The sequence below is a fragment of the Maribacter sp. TH_r10 genome (assembly GCF_033101095.1).
Lineage (GTDB): Bacteria > Bacteroidota > Bacteroidia > Flavobacteriales > Flavobacteriaceae > Maribacter_A > Maribacter_A luteus.
The window spans coordinates 84458-100347 of sequence record NZ_JAWMPY010000002.1 but is presented as its reverse complement, the minus strand read 5'-3'; the positions used below and the strand labels follow the sequence as shown (position 1 = coordinate 100347).

The following is a 15890-nucleotide window of genomic DNA, read 5'->3' as shown; positions in this document are numbered from 1 at the left end:
ATCCTGTAAAACAAGTCTTATGAAACAATCTTCTGTTCAGGTATTGGCCGATCGCAAAGCGGACATGTCCACAAAATATTTAATGATGCGAATCAAGGAAATACCAAAAACAGGTTATGCGTTTGGCCACCAAGATGCAACGGCCTATGGTATGGGTTGGAAAAACAATGGTAATGATCATAGAAGTGATGTACATGATGTTACAGGGGATTTTCCCGGGGTTTACGGATTTGAATTAGGACATCTTGAATTGGGACACACACAAAATTTAGATACGGTGAATTTTAAACTTATGGGCAACCTTATTAAAAAAGCCCATAAAAATGGGGGTATCATAACTTTAAGTTGGCATCCTGACAACCCGGTCACCCTTAAATCCGCATGGGACCCCTCACCAGCCGTTTCAGAGGTATTACAAGGCGGGGCACTGCATCCAAAATATCGAAGTTGGCTCATAAAAGTAGCTGATTTCATGAAAAGTCTCAAAAGCGATTCAGGAAAACCCATCCCCGTGGTATTTAGACCGTACCACGAAATGAACGGTTCATGGTTTTGGTGGGGTCATGGCAATTGTACCCCCGAGGAATTTAAAAGACTGTGGATAGAGACATTCGAGTTTCTAACCATAAACAACAATGTACATAACCTATTATATTGCTATTCGACGGATGCAATAAAAGATGAAGGGGAATACTTGAAATTTTATCCCGGGGATGAACATGTAGATATTTTAGGTATAGACCTTTACCATAAGAATTCCACCGAAGAATACATTCAACTGCTCAACAACAACCTAAATATCCTTGCTAAGATCGCCAAAAAGAAAAAGAAACCCTATGCCATGACAGAAGGAGGATTGAATATGGTTACGGTCGACAATTGGTGGACAGAGGTGCTCGATAAAAATATTGCTGATAAAGGCATCTCATGGGCCCTTTTTTGGAGAAACGCATGGCCCAATCACTACTATGTACCCTTTAAAGGCCAAAAAAGCAGTCCAGATTTCAAAAAATTCCAGAAGTTGCCCAATGTACTTTTTTTGAAAAAATTAAAGAAAATCAACTAATCTTTTATAAAAATCCTGAGGCCAGAAAAGTATATTATGGAAAAACTAAAGTTAAAAGAAAAAGCAGGCTATGGTTTCGGGGATTTCGCCTCTTCGATGTTCTGGAAAATGTTCAGCGTATACCTATTGTTTTTCTATACCGATGTTTTTGGAATATCTGCAGCTGTTGTGGGCACAATGTTCTTGGTAACCCGGATTTTTGACGGTCTCAACGACCCAATTATGGGAATCCTTGCCGACCGAACGAATACCAAGTGGGGAAAGTTCAGGCCTTATTTACTTTGGATGGCCATTCCGTTTGCCCTTTTTGGGGTCCTTACGTTCACTACACCCGACCTAACGACTTCTTCAAAAATAATCTACGCCTATGTAACCTATTGTCTTATGATGATCGTTTATACTGCGGTAAACGTGCCTTATGCGTCCCTTTTGGGCGTAATGACCTCAAACTTAAAGGATCGGACCTCATTGGCCTCATTCCGATTCATTTTTGCTTTTGCCGGCAGTATCTTAGTGCTTGCCACTGCAGAACCCCTTGTAGAATACCTCAGCAATGACCAAGGGATTATAAACCCCCAGAAAGGATGGCAACAAACCATGACCATCTATGGTGTTATCGCGGCTATTTTCTTCTTTGGAACCTTTTATTTGACCAGAGAACGCATTCAACCGCCTAAAGAACAAAAAACCGACCTACGGTCAGACCTAAAGGATTTGGCCAAAAACGTCCCATGGTTCATTTTACTGGGTGCTGGGATATTCACGCTTATTTTCAACTCCATTCGCGATGGGTCTACCATCTATTATTTCAAATACTATTTTGTATCCCAAGAAGCGTTTCAACTGCCTCTATTGAACGTCCCCTTGACTTATAGTACACTTTACTTGGTACTTGGCCAAGCCGCCAATATAATCGGTGTGGTTTTAGCCAAGCCCATCTCGGATGCGATAGGGAAAAAGAAGACATTTATGGGCGCCATGATCCTAGCAACCGTATTAAGCTGCATATTCTTCTTTTTTGGTGCCGAACAATTGTCATTGATTTTCACATTTCAATTCTTGATCAGTATTTGCGCAGGAATCGTTTTTCCCCTACTATGGTCCATGTATGCGGATATTGCGGACTACTCCGAATGGGAAACCGGCCGTAGGGCGACCGGACTTATATTTTCATCTTCCTCTATGTCACAGAAAATGGGATGGACCCTCGGAGGCGCCCTCACTGGTTGGATTTTGGCTTATTATGGATTTGAAGCCAACATGGATCAAACAGAAGAAGCAAAAACCGGTATTCGACTCATGATGAGTGTTTTACCTGCTCTAGGAGCATTGATATCATCCATTTTCATGATTTTCTATAAACTAGACGATAATTTCATGATCAAGATAAACAAGGAATTGAGCCTAAGAAGAAATAAAGAACCCAATACAGAAAAATAGCCATGTCCAAATTAAAAGAGCAGTCTAAAAACGAAATCATTCAGAAATTGTTCGATGAACACAAGGAATTCATCCAACGAAAAAATATAGCAATACCCCATCCCTCAAGGTTATTCACAAAATACAAATATCCTATTGTTACAGCGGCACACACTCCTTTGCATTGGCGATTTGACCTGAATACCGATACAAACCCCAATGTATTGGAAAGAATCGGTGTCAATGCAACATTCAATGCCGGAGCTATCAAATGGAACAATAAATATATACTGGCCCTTAGGGTTGAAGGAAAGGACAGAAAATCGTTCTTCGCCCTTGCGCAAAGCCCAAATGGCATCGATAATTTCGAATTCTGGGATAAACCCATACTACTGCCCCAAACCAATGACCCCGATGTGAATGTATACGACATGCGCCTCACCTTACATGAAGACGGATTCATTTACGGCATTTTCTGTACAGAAAGAAAAGACCCAAATGCCCCGGAATCCGATACTTCATCCGCTATAGCCAATGCGGGTATCATCAGATCCAAAGACCTGATAAACTGGGAACGATTGCCAGATTTGATTTCCGACTCTAACCAACAGCGCAACGTAACCTTGCACCCCGAATTCGTGTGTGGCAAATACGGCATATACACTAGGCCCCAGGACGGCTTTATAGAAACTGGTGCCGGTGGTGGAATCGGATTAGGTTACGTAGATGACATGAAACATCCGAAGGTGATGAACGAGGTCATCATCAATCCCAAGGAATACCATACGGTCTATGAGTTAAAGAATGGCCAGGGACCATCCCCTATAAAAACAAAGGAAGGCTGGCTGCATCTGGCTCATGGCGTAAGAAATACGGCAGCCGGACTAAGGTATGTACTCTATTTGTTCATGACAGACCTAAATGATGTCTCCAAAGTAATCCATCAACCGGCTGGGTACTTTATGGCGCCAGACGATCAAGAAATAATCGGTGATGTCGGCAATGTACTCTTTGCAAATGGGTGGATAAATGATGAAAATGGCGATGTATTTATTTATTATGCATCTTCTGACACACGTATGCATGTAGCGACTTCTAAGATTGAAATCTTAATTGATTACTGCAAGAACACACCAGAAGACAAACTCACCTCAAGGGGATCGGTAGAACTCATTTACAGCTTGATCGAAAAGAACAAAGGAAAATATTAAAGATAAACCCCTAGGCATGACACTGAACGACCCTATCGAAGTTTCCTTTCAATTACAAATGGAACTTAACCGTATACTTGACTATTGGAAGAACACGACCAAAGATCTTGATCATGGTGGTTTCGTAGGACGTATTGACCATAACAACAAAATCGTGGAAAAAGCCCCAAAAGGAGTCATATTGAACACACGGATCTTATGGTCGTTCTCACGAGCAAACAACTTTTTTCAGGATAATAGGTACGATGCCGAGTGCCAAATAGCCTTTGATTACCTGTACGATTATTTTAGGGATAAAAAATCAGGAGGTGTCTTTTGGGAGGTTGATCATACCGGAAAACCATCAAACAAAAGAAAACAAGTTTACGCCCAAGCTTTTTGTATCTATGCATTGGCCGAATACTATAAATACAGTACCAACATCCAAGCACTTAACTGGGCAAAAGAAATATATGCCTTGTTGGAAGAGCATTCGTATGATATGGAATTAGGCGGCTATATTGAGGCTTTCGATGAAAACTGGAGTTCCATAGAAGACCTGAGGCTTAGCGAAAAAGAGGTTAATGCCCCAAAAACCACAAACACCCATTTACACGTTTTAGAAGCCTATACGATACTATATGAGGTAACCAAGGACATTAAGGTGAAAAACTCATTGGAAAGGCTATACGATCTGTTCCTGAATAGGATTTTCTTGAACAACAACCATTTGGATTTATTCTTTACCAATGATTGGAAAAGCCTCTCTACTGAAATATCCTATGGGCATGACATTGAAGCGGCCTGGTTATTGCTCGTTGGGGCACGAACAATCAACAATAAACCTTTAATAGAAAAAACGAAAACTCTCCTAATAAAAGTGACCAATACCTTTATTGACGAGGCATTGGACAAAGATTTTGGGGTATTCAATGCTCAGGATACCCTGACTAGGGAGCTTGATGACGACAAACATTGGTGGCCGCAGGCCGAAGCAATGGTAGGCCTGGTCCATGCATGGCATTTATCACATGATGATGCCTATTTCAATACGGCTTTCAAGATTTGGGGATTTACAAAAAAACATATCATTGACCATAAAAATGGCGAATGGTTTTTCAGGGTCGACTCAAACGGAAAACCCTACACCTCAGAAGATAAAGTAGGACCATGGAAATGTCCCTACCACAATAGTAGGGCCATGATTGAAGTGATTACCAAAATAAATGAAAAGTGCGGTTAAAGAACCCTCTTAATTCCTGAAAAATCTTCACGAAACTTGGTCGGGGTCCTTTTCTTATTCTTTTTGAACACCCTGTTGAAATTGGCAATGCTATTAAAACCACAAATAAAGGCTATTTCGGAAATCGCCAGATCGCGCTCGATCAAGAATTTCGATGCGTACCCTATGCGTACTTCGTTCAGGTAATCAACAAAAGTTTTACCTGTTCTTTTTTTAATAAACCTATTGAATGATACACTACTCATATTTACCAATTCCGCAGCCTCGGTCAAAGTAACCTTACGGGCATAATTCTGCTGCACGAATTCATATAACTTTTTTATCTTGTTGCTATGCTCAAAATTTGGGGGCTCAGGGGTTAAAGTAGAAAGCAAACGTTGGTTTCTTGAAATGGCAAGATCATAAAGAATGGATAGTATCTCCATAAAATTATCCATACCACCCATTTTTGAAACTTTCAACAACCTATTTTTAAGGGACAGTGATACTTCTTGGGAAAATAATATACCATGGGAAGCCCTTTCGAACATTTCCCTTATCGGCCGCATTACACTTCTATGTAATAATCCATCATCAAGGAGGTCATTTTGAAATTGAATGGTCACCTCCCTGATCTTCTTATTTTCACATACGTGCTTTTCCCATACGTGATATAGATTGGGCCCAACCAAAACCAGCTCTACTTCATCTATCTCTTCCATACTATCACCAACAATCCTACGAACCCCTTTTCCATTTAAAATAAAATTCAGTTCAAACTCTGGATGAAAATGTATAGGGTAATCAAAAAACTCTTTGGTACGATCCTCTACTAAAAAACTATCCTCTGAAGACAGGGTAACGATTTCCCTGTGAATTTTTTTAAGAATATCCATCACTTGCGGTTGTTTTTGAAGTAATACATTACCCAAATGACAAAATATTGGAACTAAACCCTAACTTATTTATTTAGATTTGAATAGGTAATGTATTTAATGCTATTTGGTCTAAGCAATTTAATGAATTTTTCTCAAAATATCACTTTTTAGACAAATAGAGTTGTCATTTGATTATATTGGATCGAATGATTTTTACTAATAATCAATGAAATAACAATAAAAACAAGGCATTCTGTACACAACTTACCACATAAATGACAAAATTGAGTAAGAATGTAATCATAATTTTTGCATTGAGTTAGTTTTTTGTTTAACCACAACACCTTTGCCCATAATGGACAAAGGTATTGTTTTTATAATTTGCCGTTAAAAACCAAAGCCGCATAGGAGCTTGGATAACTACTCAAAGAATCAAAAAAAAGTTTATTGCCTAAAGATTTGAATTCCCTCTAAAATTTATTTTTCAACCCCGAGCTTTAATAATATGGATTCTAACAAACACCATTTCGTAAATGCGGATTGAATCATATTGACACCAATGAACACGGTAAACCACAACCAATTAATATTCACATAAACTGCCAATACAACACTTAATAGAATGAAACTACCAACAATAACCCTAAAATACTTATTCAACATGTTATACGTTTTTTAATTTAACTTAAATACTTTTTTCAACGGGAACAACAATCGCCTTAATAGGATTATTGGTTTCCAGATTTTCGTTGAACTCCTTGATCAGTTCAAAAAGTACATCGATTTTGTTTGCCTCGGTAAATGAAAAAAACAGACTCGACTCAACACCTCCCTTTACATTGGGAAACCATGTAGATTTCATCATAAGGGAAATAGGATTTTTATAGCCATCAATATCAGAACCGCTGAAATTCTCTATTTCGGCTTTTTTAAAAAGGTCCATTACCTTTTTCTCATACTGCTCAACCACAGTTACCATTAATAGCTTCATACCTCTAAAACTTTTTTGTCATTAGTAATTGAATCAATCAAAAAACAAAGCGCTTCTTTTAATTACGCCCTTATTTGTAATTCTTGCGCTCTATCATGTAGTAAACCAATGGCACCACCAAAAGCGTAAGTACTGTCGATACAATGGTACCCCCCATTAACGAAATGGCCAATCCTTGGAAAATGGGATCGAACAGAATCACGAATGCTCCGATAACAACGGTGCCTGCCGTTAGCAAAATCGGGGTTGTACGTACAGCTCCAGCCTCTATAACCGCTTGTTTAATGGGAATACCCTCTGCCAAACGTAGGTTTACAAAATCGATCAGCAACACGGAGTTCCTTACCATGATACCCGCCAGGGCAATCATACCAATAAAAGAAGTGGCCGTAAAGAAAGCCCCCAATAACCAGTGCCCCAACACAATACCCACTAAAGAAAGTGGAATGGCCACCATCATTACAACAGGTGCCTTAAAGTTCTGGAACCAACCGACGATCAAAATGTAAATGATTACGATAACCCCAAGGAAAGCGATACCCAAATCACGAAAAACCTCTAAGGTTATTTGCCATTCACCATCCCATTTTACTGTATAGTCATCTTCAAAATCGGGCTGTTTTATATAAAGTTCGTCTATTGCATAACCTTCGGGAAGGTTCAATTCTTTCAATTTATCGGTCATTCCCAAAATAGCGTATACGGGACTTTCCAATTCCCCGGCCATATCGGCTAAGACATATACTACCCTTTTCTGGTTCTTTCGATAGATACTTTTCGCCCTTGTAGATTTTTGAACTGCTACCAGGTCCCCGATAGTAACCATGTTACCTTGTTGTGACTTCACTTTTAATTGAGCTATATCACCAATAGTGGATTTCTCCTTTTCGTCCAAAGCCAAAATCAAACCAACTTGGGTCGTGGCATCCTCATCGTACAAATTGGTCACAGCCCTTTCTGACAATGCCATATTCATGGTATGCGCGATCTGTTGTGGCGCAACACCGTACAACATGGCTTTTTCCTTATCAATGATAAATTCATATTCGACTTGGTCGGCTTCCACCATCCAATCCACATCTACCACATCATCGGTATTTTTCAGGATATTCTGAACCTGATTGGCAATATCTATCTGTTTATCATAATCAGGACCATAAATTTCACCCACTATGGTCGACATTACAGGAGGCCCTGGTGGCACCTCTACGATTTTGACATTCGCGTTGAATTTTTCTCCTATTCGTTGGATCTCTGGTCGCAACAAACTTGCTATGTCATGACTTTGTTCACTTCGTTCCCCTTTATCTATCAAGTTAACTTGAATATCGGCCATATTACTGCCACCACGTAGATCATAATGACGCACAAGTCCATTAAAAGTGATAGGTGCCGATGTTCCCACATAGGTTTGATAATTGACCACCTCTGGCCTTGTGGCCAAATATTGGGCTATCTCCTTGGCAACCACTCCGGTTCGTTCCAAAGTCGTTCCCTCGGGCATATCAATGACCACCTGAAACTCATTCTTGTTATCAAAAGGCAACATTTTCACCGCTACCGATTTGGTAAAGAACAAGGCCACTGACCCAAGTAATAGAAAGAACGTAATCCCCAAGAACAACCATCTTTTGCTTTTATTCTCGATCAAAGGTTTTTCAAACTTTTCATACATGCGATAAATAAAAGAATCCTGCATGGGTTTCTCCTCTTTCGCTTCTTCTCCTTTTTTCTCCTTTTCCCTTAAGAAAATATAACCCAAATAAGGGGTAATCGTCAAAGCAACGAACAACGACAATAACATGGCTATCGATGCACCTATAGGCATAGGACTCATATAAGGCCCCATTAATCCCGAAACGAAAGCCATCGGCAATACGGAGGCGATTACCGTAAATGTTGCTAAAATGGTAGGGTTACCAACTTCGTTGATCGCATACAAAGCCGCCTGTTTAAACGGCAATCTTTTCATTTTAAAATGCCGGTGCATGTTCTCCGCTATAATAATCGAATCGTCGACCACGATACCTGTTACGAAAACCAAGGCAAAAAGCGTGATTCTGTTCAGTGTATAATCGAGCATATAGTAACTCAATAAAGTCAAAGCAAACGTAATAGGAACAGATAAGAACACGACCAAACCACCTCGCCAGCCCATTGCCAACATAACCACAAAGGTCACGGCGATTATCGCCCCGATCAAGTGCATCAATAGCTCAGACACCTTATGGGAGGCTGTTTCCCCATAGTTCCTTGTCACCTCTAAATGAACATCATCAGGAATCAAGGTCTTTTTCAAATGCTCCACTTTATCCAAGATTACATCGGAAATTTTCATGGCATCGGCCCCTTTTCGTTTCGCGACCGAAATGGTTACCGCAGGATATTCCGATTTAAAATCCCCGGCTTTTTCACTCGCCTGCCCAAATCCAAGGGACACGTAATTTTTTGGAATTTCAGGTCCGTCCTGAATGCTTGCGATCTGCTTTAGGTAAATAGGCCTATTCTGCTGAACACCAACCACTAAATTTTCCACATCTTCCGGAGTTTCAAGAAAATTCCCGGTACTTACGGTAAACTCCGTATCGTTCTTATCAAAAGACCCACCACCTAATTGTTGGTTATTGGCTTTGATCATTTGGGCCACGCTTATAAAATCCAATCCACTTTCGGCCATCTTTTCCTTATCAAGGACCACCCGTAATTGCCTATTTCTACCCCCTATTTTCTGTGTGGCCGAAACATCGTTTATCTTTCCGATCTCATCAGTAAGTTCTTGGGCGATTTGCTTAATTCGGTAGTCGTCATAACTCTCACTCCACAACGTTAAGCCCAACATCGGAACATCATCGATAGAACGCGTTTTTACCAATGGGAAAGTTACTCCCTCTGGCATAACGTCCATATGCTTATTGATCTCATTATAGAGTTTTACGAATGAACGTTCAATATCTTCCCCAACGTAGAATTGAACGATTACCATTCCCTGCTCTTTCATCGAAGTTGAATACACGTACTCGACCCCTTTTATGTTTGAAATCAATTTTTCGAGTGGTTTGGCCACCCTTGATTCCACTTCGGTCGGACTCGCCCCAGGATACCCTACGAAGATATCGGCCATGGGCACATCAATCTGCGGTTCCTCTTCCCTCGGAATCAAAAAGGAGCTGTACACCCCGATGACCATGAATACGATCATCAGAAGTACCGTTAATTTGGATCCTATGAATAATTTGGCGATTTTGCCAGCTAATCCTTCCTTCATGTTTTATATTATTAAGTTTTTTGGCGTTCCTTTCACTCCTTTCATTTGGTTCAAAACCTTATGAAATTCGTGCAGGCCGGGCTTTTCACTTTTACTCCTCCCGCTTTTGCGGATGCGGGGTAACCGCTTCAATCCCTAACGCGGCAACAATTATTGAATATTGATTCTGGCTCCGTTATACAATTTACCTTCTGCGGAAACTATATATTGTTCTTCCGGTGATAAACCTGAGAGCACCTCTACCTGATCACCCATTGTCCTACCTAATCGCAACCATCTCAAAAGGGCCGTTTTACTTTGACTTACCGTATAAATCCCTTTAAGCTCACCATTGGTCACAATGGCCGTTTGGGGAATCATTACCGAATTAACATTTTCCTTTTTTGCAACCGGAAAACGCACCGTAGCGTACATACCCGACAAAATATTCTCTTCAGATTTATCCAGTACCACTTTGACCATATATTGCCCTCCCGTATTTTTTGCCGAAGTACTTACTTCCACGACTTTTCCTTTTACAGAAGTATTCAAGGATTTAAGGACTACATCTACCTCTGTATTTTCCTTTATGCGAAGAATTTCAGATTCCGGTACCATGGCCAATACTTGGAATTTACCGGGAGATTCAACCTCTAACAAAGGCATACCGGGATTTGCCATATCACCTACATTAATGAACTTGTTGGTAACGATTCCACTAAAAGGGGCACGAATATTGGCGTATGAAAATTGTGCATTTACCTCGTTCTTCATTTGCTTGGCAGCTTCTAACCGCGCTTTTGCCATATTGTAATTGGCCGTTATATCATCCAATTCTTTTTGTGAAGCACTATTTTCCTTAAACAAAGCTGTAAAACGCTTATAATCTTTTTCAGCATTACCATATGCCGCCGTGGCCTCGGTAATACCCGCGTTCACTTGCGCCAATTTAGCCGATAAGTCCGCATCACTTATGCTGATCAATTGTTGGCCTTTTCTTACCTTATCCCCAACATTAACGTATATCCTATCTACAAAACCCATCATTCGCGTACTCAAATTGGCACTGTTCACCGCTTCAACCTTTCCGCTAGCGGTCAAGAATGAATCACCACTTTCCCCTGATACGGAACTAACTGAAACGTTTATAGCCGGGGAATTGTCCGCAGTGGCCTTCTTTTCCCCATCTCCACAACCAGCCATTAAAAATGCCAGTGAAAACAACCCTATGATTAATGTATTCTTCATTTCGATTTATGTTTTTTTTCTTTTGAGTTACTCTTTGGTTAAAAATTGAACATATGCCAAGGCATAATTATGTTGAAAAATAGTCGCGTAATACTCCAACTGCTTTTGGGCAAATTGCGTCTCTGCCATCAGCAGATCCGTAGTTTTCTCCAACCCTTGTTCAAAGCGGTTGGTTCGGATCCTAAGTGATTCCCCCGATTGTTCCAAGGCCAGAGCCGTAAGCTCCAAGTTGTTTTTCGCATCCTGAAGCATACGTGTGGCCCTATTCAACTCTACCTGACTTTCTGCTTTATATTGGTTCAGTTCCAATTTAGATTTTTCATACTCGGCCCTACTCTTCTTCGTTTTTCCAAATCGTTTTGATCCTTCAAAAATATTCCACTTCAATTCCGCCCCGAAAAGATATCCATCGGCATCACCCTGAAACACTTCGTCATCATGCAATTCATAAGTACCAAAAGCGTTCAAGCGAGGTAAAAAACCCATTTTATCGGACTTGTACATTTGCCGATACGCTTCAGAGGCCGAAGACATGGCCAATACATCCTTTCTATTCTCCGGTAAATAGTCAAAATCCACTTCTTGGGTAATTACGGCCAAGGAATCGGTAGGTTGTAAGATCCTATAACTATCATCGTTCATTAAAACCGATAATTGGTTCGATGCATTCTTGATGTTACTTTGTGCATATTGTAATTGATTATCAATTTCAGTAACCCGCACCTGTACGGCCAACACATCCGATTTTTGTAGATATCCCTGTTTAAAACTATTATCTGCCAATCTTTTGTTCTCAAGGGCGGCTTCCTTGGCTTTTTGCAACACCTCTACGGTTTTATACGACAACTGTAATTGCATATAGGCCTTATCTACCATTAACCGTATGTAATCTTGCTTACGTTCTGCTTGGTATTGCGTCGCGTTCAATTTTGCTTTGGCCGCTTTTCGCTGATATAACCCGTCAAAATTCAATAAAGGCTGTTGCACCTCTATTCGAGTGGCATAATCTTCTATTTGACTAGGCTCATTAAGTAATAAAGGGTCAAAATCACCCGATGTCAGTATCGCTTGGTTCAATTTTGAACCAAAGGCCATTAGAGGGTTCGTGGTAGCGATCGCGGTATGCGAAATACTGATATTAGGAAGTAAAATGGCGTTGGTCTGGTTATAATCACCTTTCGCGACCAAAACCTCTTGTTCAGATATCTTCAAGGCATTATTCCCCTCAAGGACCTGATCAAGAACCTCCTCTTTACTAATCAACACTGCTTCTTGTGCCAGCATGCCATATGCAGCACCGAAAAATGTTAGGATCAATACTAGTTTCTTCATTATTCAATTAATTTCGGGTAAAATTAGAAGGTGGCACAAGACCTGACAGTAACATATGTTACCATGGATTGTAACATATGTTACCCCAAAAAATAGGTAGGAAGAATTAGATAATAAACATGAACCAAAAAGTTTTTGGTTTTCTTACAACTTAACTCCGAACGATAGATCACCTGCATCCCCAAGACCGGGAAGTATATACCCTTTCTTGGTCAGTTCATCGTCGATGGCCGCGATCCATAAATGCGTGCCTTCAGGAAAAACCTTTTCAACATAGTCTACACCCTGTTTAGAACCGATTACCGAAATAATATGGATCTGTTCAGGTTCACCATGGGTCTTCAGCGCCTTTAAAACATTCTCAAGGGTTCTGCCCGTAGCCAACATGGGATCGGTTAAAACCAAGGTTTTATTTTCTAGGCTAGGTGCTGCAAAATATTTTACAATGACCTCAAAATCATCTCCTCCGTTTGGGTGATGTCTATAAGCTGAAATAAAAGCGTTTTCCGCGTGATCTAAATAGTTCAACAATCCATTGTGCAATGGAATTCCGGCCCTTAATACCGAACAGAGTACAAGTTCATTTATGGGCAATGCAATGTCCTTGGTGCCTAAAGGCGTCTGTACGGTCTTGGTCTCAAAATTCAAGGTCTTACTCATTTCATAACAAAGAATCTCTCCTATACGCTCAATGTTCCTTCGAAACCGCATTGGATCTTTCTGTATTTCAATATCACGGATTTCCGCAATAAAGCTATTCAACACTGAAAATTCCGATTCAAAATCATGCAATATCATAAACCTTGGATTTTAGCATCTAAAATACATCATAATCGGTAGTTTGCCTTTACAAATAGAGATAAAAACAATCTTACCTATTGATCATTCTTTTTCCCGTGTTTTTTTTCCTCCAACCACTCCAAATGGGAAAACCATTATTATCCCTTAGTTTTAATATATTATCGTTCTTCTCAACTTCTTTTACAATTATGGCCGGTGCATTTTCAAAGGTTATCCTAGAGCCTGTTATGCGAATTTCATCGCCTTTTTGAAATTGGATATCCTGATTGTCCATATACCAAGTCGGACCTAAATGAACGGATATGGTTTCTGTTTCGGTTTTTACTGTCAAAAATAGGCCTTGCGACATTTTGGTATCCTGTACCCTTCTTTCAATCGCTGTAACCGTACCTACAATGGTTTCGACTGTTTTAGGGTTGTACATTCTACCGTAGTTCGAGTTTTGGCCCCATCCCCTACTTCCTCTTTGGGCCGATAGCATCATGGTTCCGAGAATAACCAATACCATCGACAATATTAATTTTTTCATGTTACTTAAATTTAATTATTTGAAGGCCAAAGTTATCCCTGCTTTAAACTTGGTGCAATGACCAGAATCATATAGATAATCTAACAAACAAAAGGTTGGGTTGAACCGGAATACCCCCAGAACATAAAAAGCACTCGCCGTAAGGCGAATGCTTTTATCAACAACCAAACAAAATTGACCAATGGGCAGCGGTCAATTTAAGTTCAAAAAATTGAAATAATCAATTTCAACTAGCAATATGATGTTAAAAATCGAGCCCTACTGTCACATTTGTTACACAAAAAAGACCCTGACAAAAATATCAGGGTCCTTTTTCAACAACCAAACAAATCAATGAAAATCAAGGGGGTCATTGATCAACCCTACGGGTTCCCCCATGGCCACCAGCAACAATGACCAATATTTTTAAACTTAAGTAGATGAACTTAAAGAATTGAATGATCGGGTTCATCATTATAAATCGTTTTGTCTTTGAAATCCTACGAGTCATTTTATATATATTTTATTCTGGAATCAGCCACCAAAATGGCCTCATTTTAGCTTTATACAAAAAGGCATGGTGCAAGGCCAATTTTAGCCAATGCCCTGCCAATCCTATTTCCCCAAAGGTTTTACCTAAGCGCCTACCATAAGTATCCGGGTATTTGTTAAAATCGGGAACTATAGGGAAGGTCGTTATACTTATACCACTTCCTTTGGTTATGCCATAACCTGAAGATGCTATACAGGCAGCTCCCATATTCCCCATTGAACCTTTATGACGCAATGATGGTTTTTTATTATTTATGGTGTCTATGATATTATCCGCCACCAATTTGGCCGTAATACCCGAAGGCATTCCTGTACGGGGTGGCGCTGGTGAAATGGGCGTACCGTTTTTACTTACCCTAGGTTTGGATATAGCATGTGGCGGGGCAAATGCGATTCCCGGGGCAAAAATATTGGCATATGAAGGATTTTGATACGTTTCTGGCCAATCCTGTACAGTCCATTCCTCATAAGGCTTGGGTGTATAGTCAGCATCTACGATCATAAAACCCTTGAACAGTTTGTCCGTTATATCTTTGTTATTTTTATCATAGGCCTTGAAACCATGTCCTGAAAATGCAGGAATCAACATCGCAAAATCATAGGTTTCCGTATGGTATTCCCCGTCCAAGGTTTCATAATGGGCAATCCCATCCTCGATTTTATTGACGCCTGCCCCTATTATCCATTTGATTCCCCGATCTTCGAACACCATTTCTACCAACTCGCTCGATTTCATGATGTTGCTGCCATAACTAAGGAGCATGCCATCCATACCAAAATCACCCAATTGAGGTTCGTTGGCTATCCATGTGAGTTCGGCCATGTCCCGTACACCATGTCTGTTCAATTCTTGCTCCACATTCAAAATATATTCAAATGCAGCACCTTGGCATGTAGATTTAGCGTGACCGGTCCCAATCAATATTTTCTTCTTTTTGCCTTGTTTCATCTCTTGGATCAATTGATCCAAAGCATGCCATGCTTCTGTAGCATGGGTATACGTACAAACTGAATAAGCCTTGTTGGTTGCGGGTTTTAAACCTTCGGTCATATCAAAGGCCAGCTTTGGACCAGTGGCATTTATAAGGTAATCGTAAGTGACCTTTTCCATCGCTCCGGCCGTTTCACCAGCAACGTATTCAGCAAGGATATAAGGTTTTTCAATCTCAGTATCCCCTTCCGGATGAAAAGTAACCACTTTAGCCTGTTTATATTCTATTCCTTTTTTCTTGTATAAAGGTGCCAAAGGAAAAATGATGTCTTTTGGTTGCATACGTCCTGTGCCGACCCAAATATTAGAAGGTACCCATTGATAATTACTATTGGGGGAAACTACGGTTACCGTATGCTTCTTTGATAGTTTTCTGCGTAAATGGGTCGCTGCAACGTGCCCGGAAATACCGGCACCCAAAACAACAATTCTAGACATTCTTGGTTAT

The 15890-nt window shown here is 40.3% G+C and carries 13 protein-coding genes; 4 read left to right on the top strand and 9 right to left on the bottom strand.

Going from position 1 to position 15890, the window contains the following annotated elements; translation table 11 throughout:
• Positions 1-19: 19 nt before the first annotated feature.
• The 4 genes from R3X28_RS05780 to R3X28_RS05765 are packed head-to-tail and all read left to right on the top strand — an operon-like array spanning position 20 to position 4918.
• Complete coding sequence (locus tag R3X28_RS05780) at positions 20-1066, top strand: glycoside hydrolase family 26 protein (RefSeq protein ID WP_317663209.1); 1047 nt, start codon at positions 20-22, stop codon at positions 1064-1066.
• 36 nt (positions 1067-1102) lie between these two features.
• Positions 1103-2506, top strand: coding sequence for an MFS transporter (locus R3X28_RS05775; protein ID WP_317663207.1), 1404 nt, complete (start codon positions 1103-1105; stop codon positions 2504-2506).
• Between the two features lie 2 nt (positions 2507-2508).
• Positions 2509-3696 carry a glycosidase gene (locus R3X28_RS05770; protein ID WP_317663205.1) on the top strand — a complete coding sequence of 396 codons (1188 nt, stop codon included), beginning with the start codon at positions 2509-2511 and terminating at the stop codon, positions 3694-3696.
• A gap of 16 nt (positions 3697-3712) precedes the next feature.
• Positions 3713-4918: an AGE family epimerase/isomerase gene (locus tag R3X28_RS05765; RefSeq protein WP_317663203.1), complete on the top strand. Its 1206-nt coding sequence runs from the start codon at positions 3713-3715 to the stop codon at positions 4916-4918.
• Here the strand turns inward: R3X28_RS05765 and R3X28_RS05760 are convergent.
• The 9 genes from R3X28_RS05760 to R3X28_RS05720 form a co-directional block, all read right to left on the bottom strand.
• Positions 4915-5793, bottom strand: a complete 879-nt coding sequence (locus tag R3X28_RS05760) for an AraC family transcriptional regulator (RefSeq protein WP_154369891.1) — start codon at positions 5791-5793, stop codon at positions 4915-4917. The genes R3X28_RS05765 and R3X28_RS05760 overlap by 4 nt on opposite strands.
• A gap of 459 nt (positions 5794-6252) precedes the next feature.
• Positions 6253-6438 (bottom strand): DUF2892 domain-containing protein, encoded by a 186-nt coding sequence (locus tag R3X28_RS05755; RefSeq protein WP_282056386.1) that lies wholly within the window; start codon positions 6436-6438, stop codon positions 6253-6255.
• 22 nt (positions 6439-6460) lie between these two features.
• Positions 6461-6766: a hypothetical protein gene (locus R3X28_RS05750; protein ID WP_282056384.1), complete on the bottom strand. Its 306-nt coding sequence runs from the start codon at positions 6764-6766 to the stop codon at positions 6461-6463.
• Positions 6767-6836: 70 nt separating this feature from the next.
• Positions 6837-10031, bottom strand: coding sequence for an efflux RND transporter permease subunit (locus R3X28_RS05745; protein WP_317663199.1), 3195 nt, complete (start codon positions 10029-10031; stop codon positions 6837-6839).
• A 150-nt stretch (positions 10032-10181) separates the two neighbouring features.
• Complete coding sequence (locus R3X28_RS05740; protein ID WP_317663197.1) at positions 10182-11258, bottom strand: efflux RND transporter periplasmic adaptor subunit; 1077 nt, start codon at positions 11256-11258, stop codon at positions 10182-10184.
• A gap of 27 nt (positions 11259-11285) precedes the next feature.
• Positions 11286-12590: a TolC family protein gene (locus tag R3X28_RS05735; protein ID WP_317663195.1), complete on the bottom strand. Its 1305-nt coding sequence runs from the start codon at positions 12588-12590 to the stop codon at positions 11286-11288.
• Positions 12591-12734: 144 nt separating this feature from the next.
• Positions 12735-13388 (bottom strand): uracil phosphoribosyltransferase, encoded by a 654-nt coding sequence (gene upp, locus R3X28_RS05730; RefSeq protein WP_154369904.1) that lies wholly within the window; start codon positions 13386-13388, stop codon positions 12735-12737.
• Between the two features lie 73 nt (positions 13389-13461).
• Positions 13462-13920: a hypothetical protein gene (locus R3X28_RS05725; RefSeq protein WP_317663192.1), complete on the bottom strand. Its 459-nt coding sequence runs from the start codon at positions 13918-13920 to the stop codon at positions 13462-13464.
• A gap of 502 nt (positions 13921-14422) precedes the next feature.
• Positions 14423-15880, bottom strand: coding sequence for an NAD(P)/FAD-dependent oxidoreductase (locus R3X28_RS05720; protein ID WP_282056377.1), 1458 nt, complete (start codon positions 15878-15880; stop codon positions 14423-14425).
• Positions 15881-15890: the final 10 nt, after the last annotated feature.

What these genes read in the sequence shown, in the direction of transcription:
- upp (WP_154369904.1), bottom strand. Translation starts at nt 13,388, where the DNA reads ATGATATTGCATGATTTTGAATCGGAATTTTCAGTGTTGAATAGCTTT.
- R3X28_RS05765 (WP_317663203.1), top strand. Translation starts at nt 3,713, where the DNA reads ATGACACTGAACGACCCTATCGAAGTTTCCTTTCAATTACAAATGGAA.
- R3X28_RS05735 (WP_317663195.1), bottom strand. Translation starts at nt 12,590, where the DNA reads ATGAAGAAACTAGTATTGATCCTAACATTTTTCGGTGCTGCATATGGC.
- R3X28_RS05725 (WP_317663192.1), bottom strand. Translation starts at nt 13,920, where the DNA reads ATGAAAAAATTAATATTGTCGATGGTATTGGTTATTCTCGGAACCATG.
- R3X28_RS05770 (WP_317663205.1), top strand. Translation starts at nt 2,509, where the DNA reads ATGTCCAAATTAAAAGAGCAGTCTAAAAACGAAATCATTCAGAAATTG.
- R3X28_RS05740 (WP_317663197.1), bottom strand. Translation starts at nt 11,258, where the DNA reads ATGAAGAATACATTAATCATAGGGTTGTTTTCACTGGCATTTTTAATG.
- R3X28_RS05775 (WP_317663207.1), top strand. Translation starts at nt 1,103, where the DNA reads ATGGAAAAACTAAAGTTAAAAGAAAAAGCAGGCTATGGTTTCGGGGAT.
- R3X28_RS05745 (WP_317663199.1), bottom strand. Translation starts at nt 10,031, where the DNA reads ATGAAGGAAGGATTAGCTGGCAAAATCGCCAAATTATTCATAGGATCC.
- R3X28_RS05755 (WP_282056386.1), bottom strand. Translation starts at nt 6,438, where the DNA reads ATGTTGAATAAGTATTTTAGGGTTATTGTTGGTAGTTTCATTCTATTA.
- R3X28_RS05780 (WP_317663209.1), top strand. Translation starts at nt 20, where the DNA reads ATGAAACAATCTTCTGTTCAGGTATTGGCCGATCGCAAAGCGGACATG.
- R3X28_RS05750 (WP_282056384.1), bottom strand. Translation starts at nt 6,766, where the DNA reads ATGAAGCTATTAATGGTAACTGTGGTTGAGCAGTATGAGAAAAAGGTA.
- R3X28_RS05760 (WP_154369891.1), bottom strand. Translation starts at nt 5,793, where the DNA reads ATGGATATTCTTAAAAAAATTCACAGGGAAATCGTTACCCTGTCTTCA.
- R3X28_RS05720 (WP_282056377.1), bottom strand. Translation starts at nt 15,880, where the DNA reads ATGTCTAGAATTGTTGTTTTGGGTGCCGGTATTTCCGGGCACGTTGCA.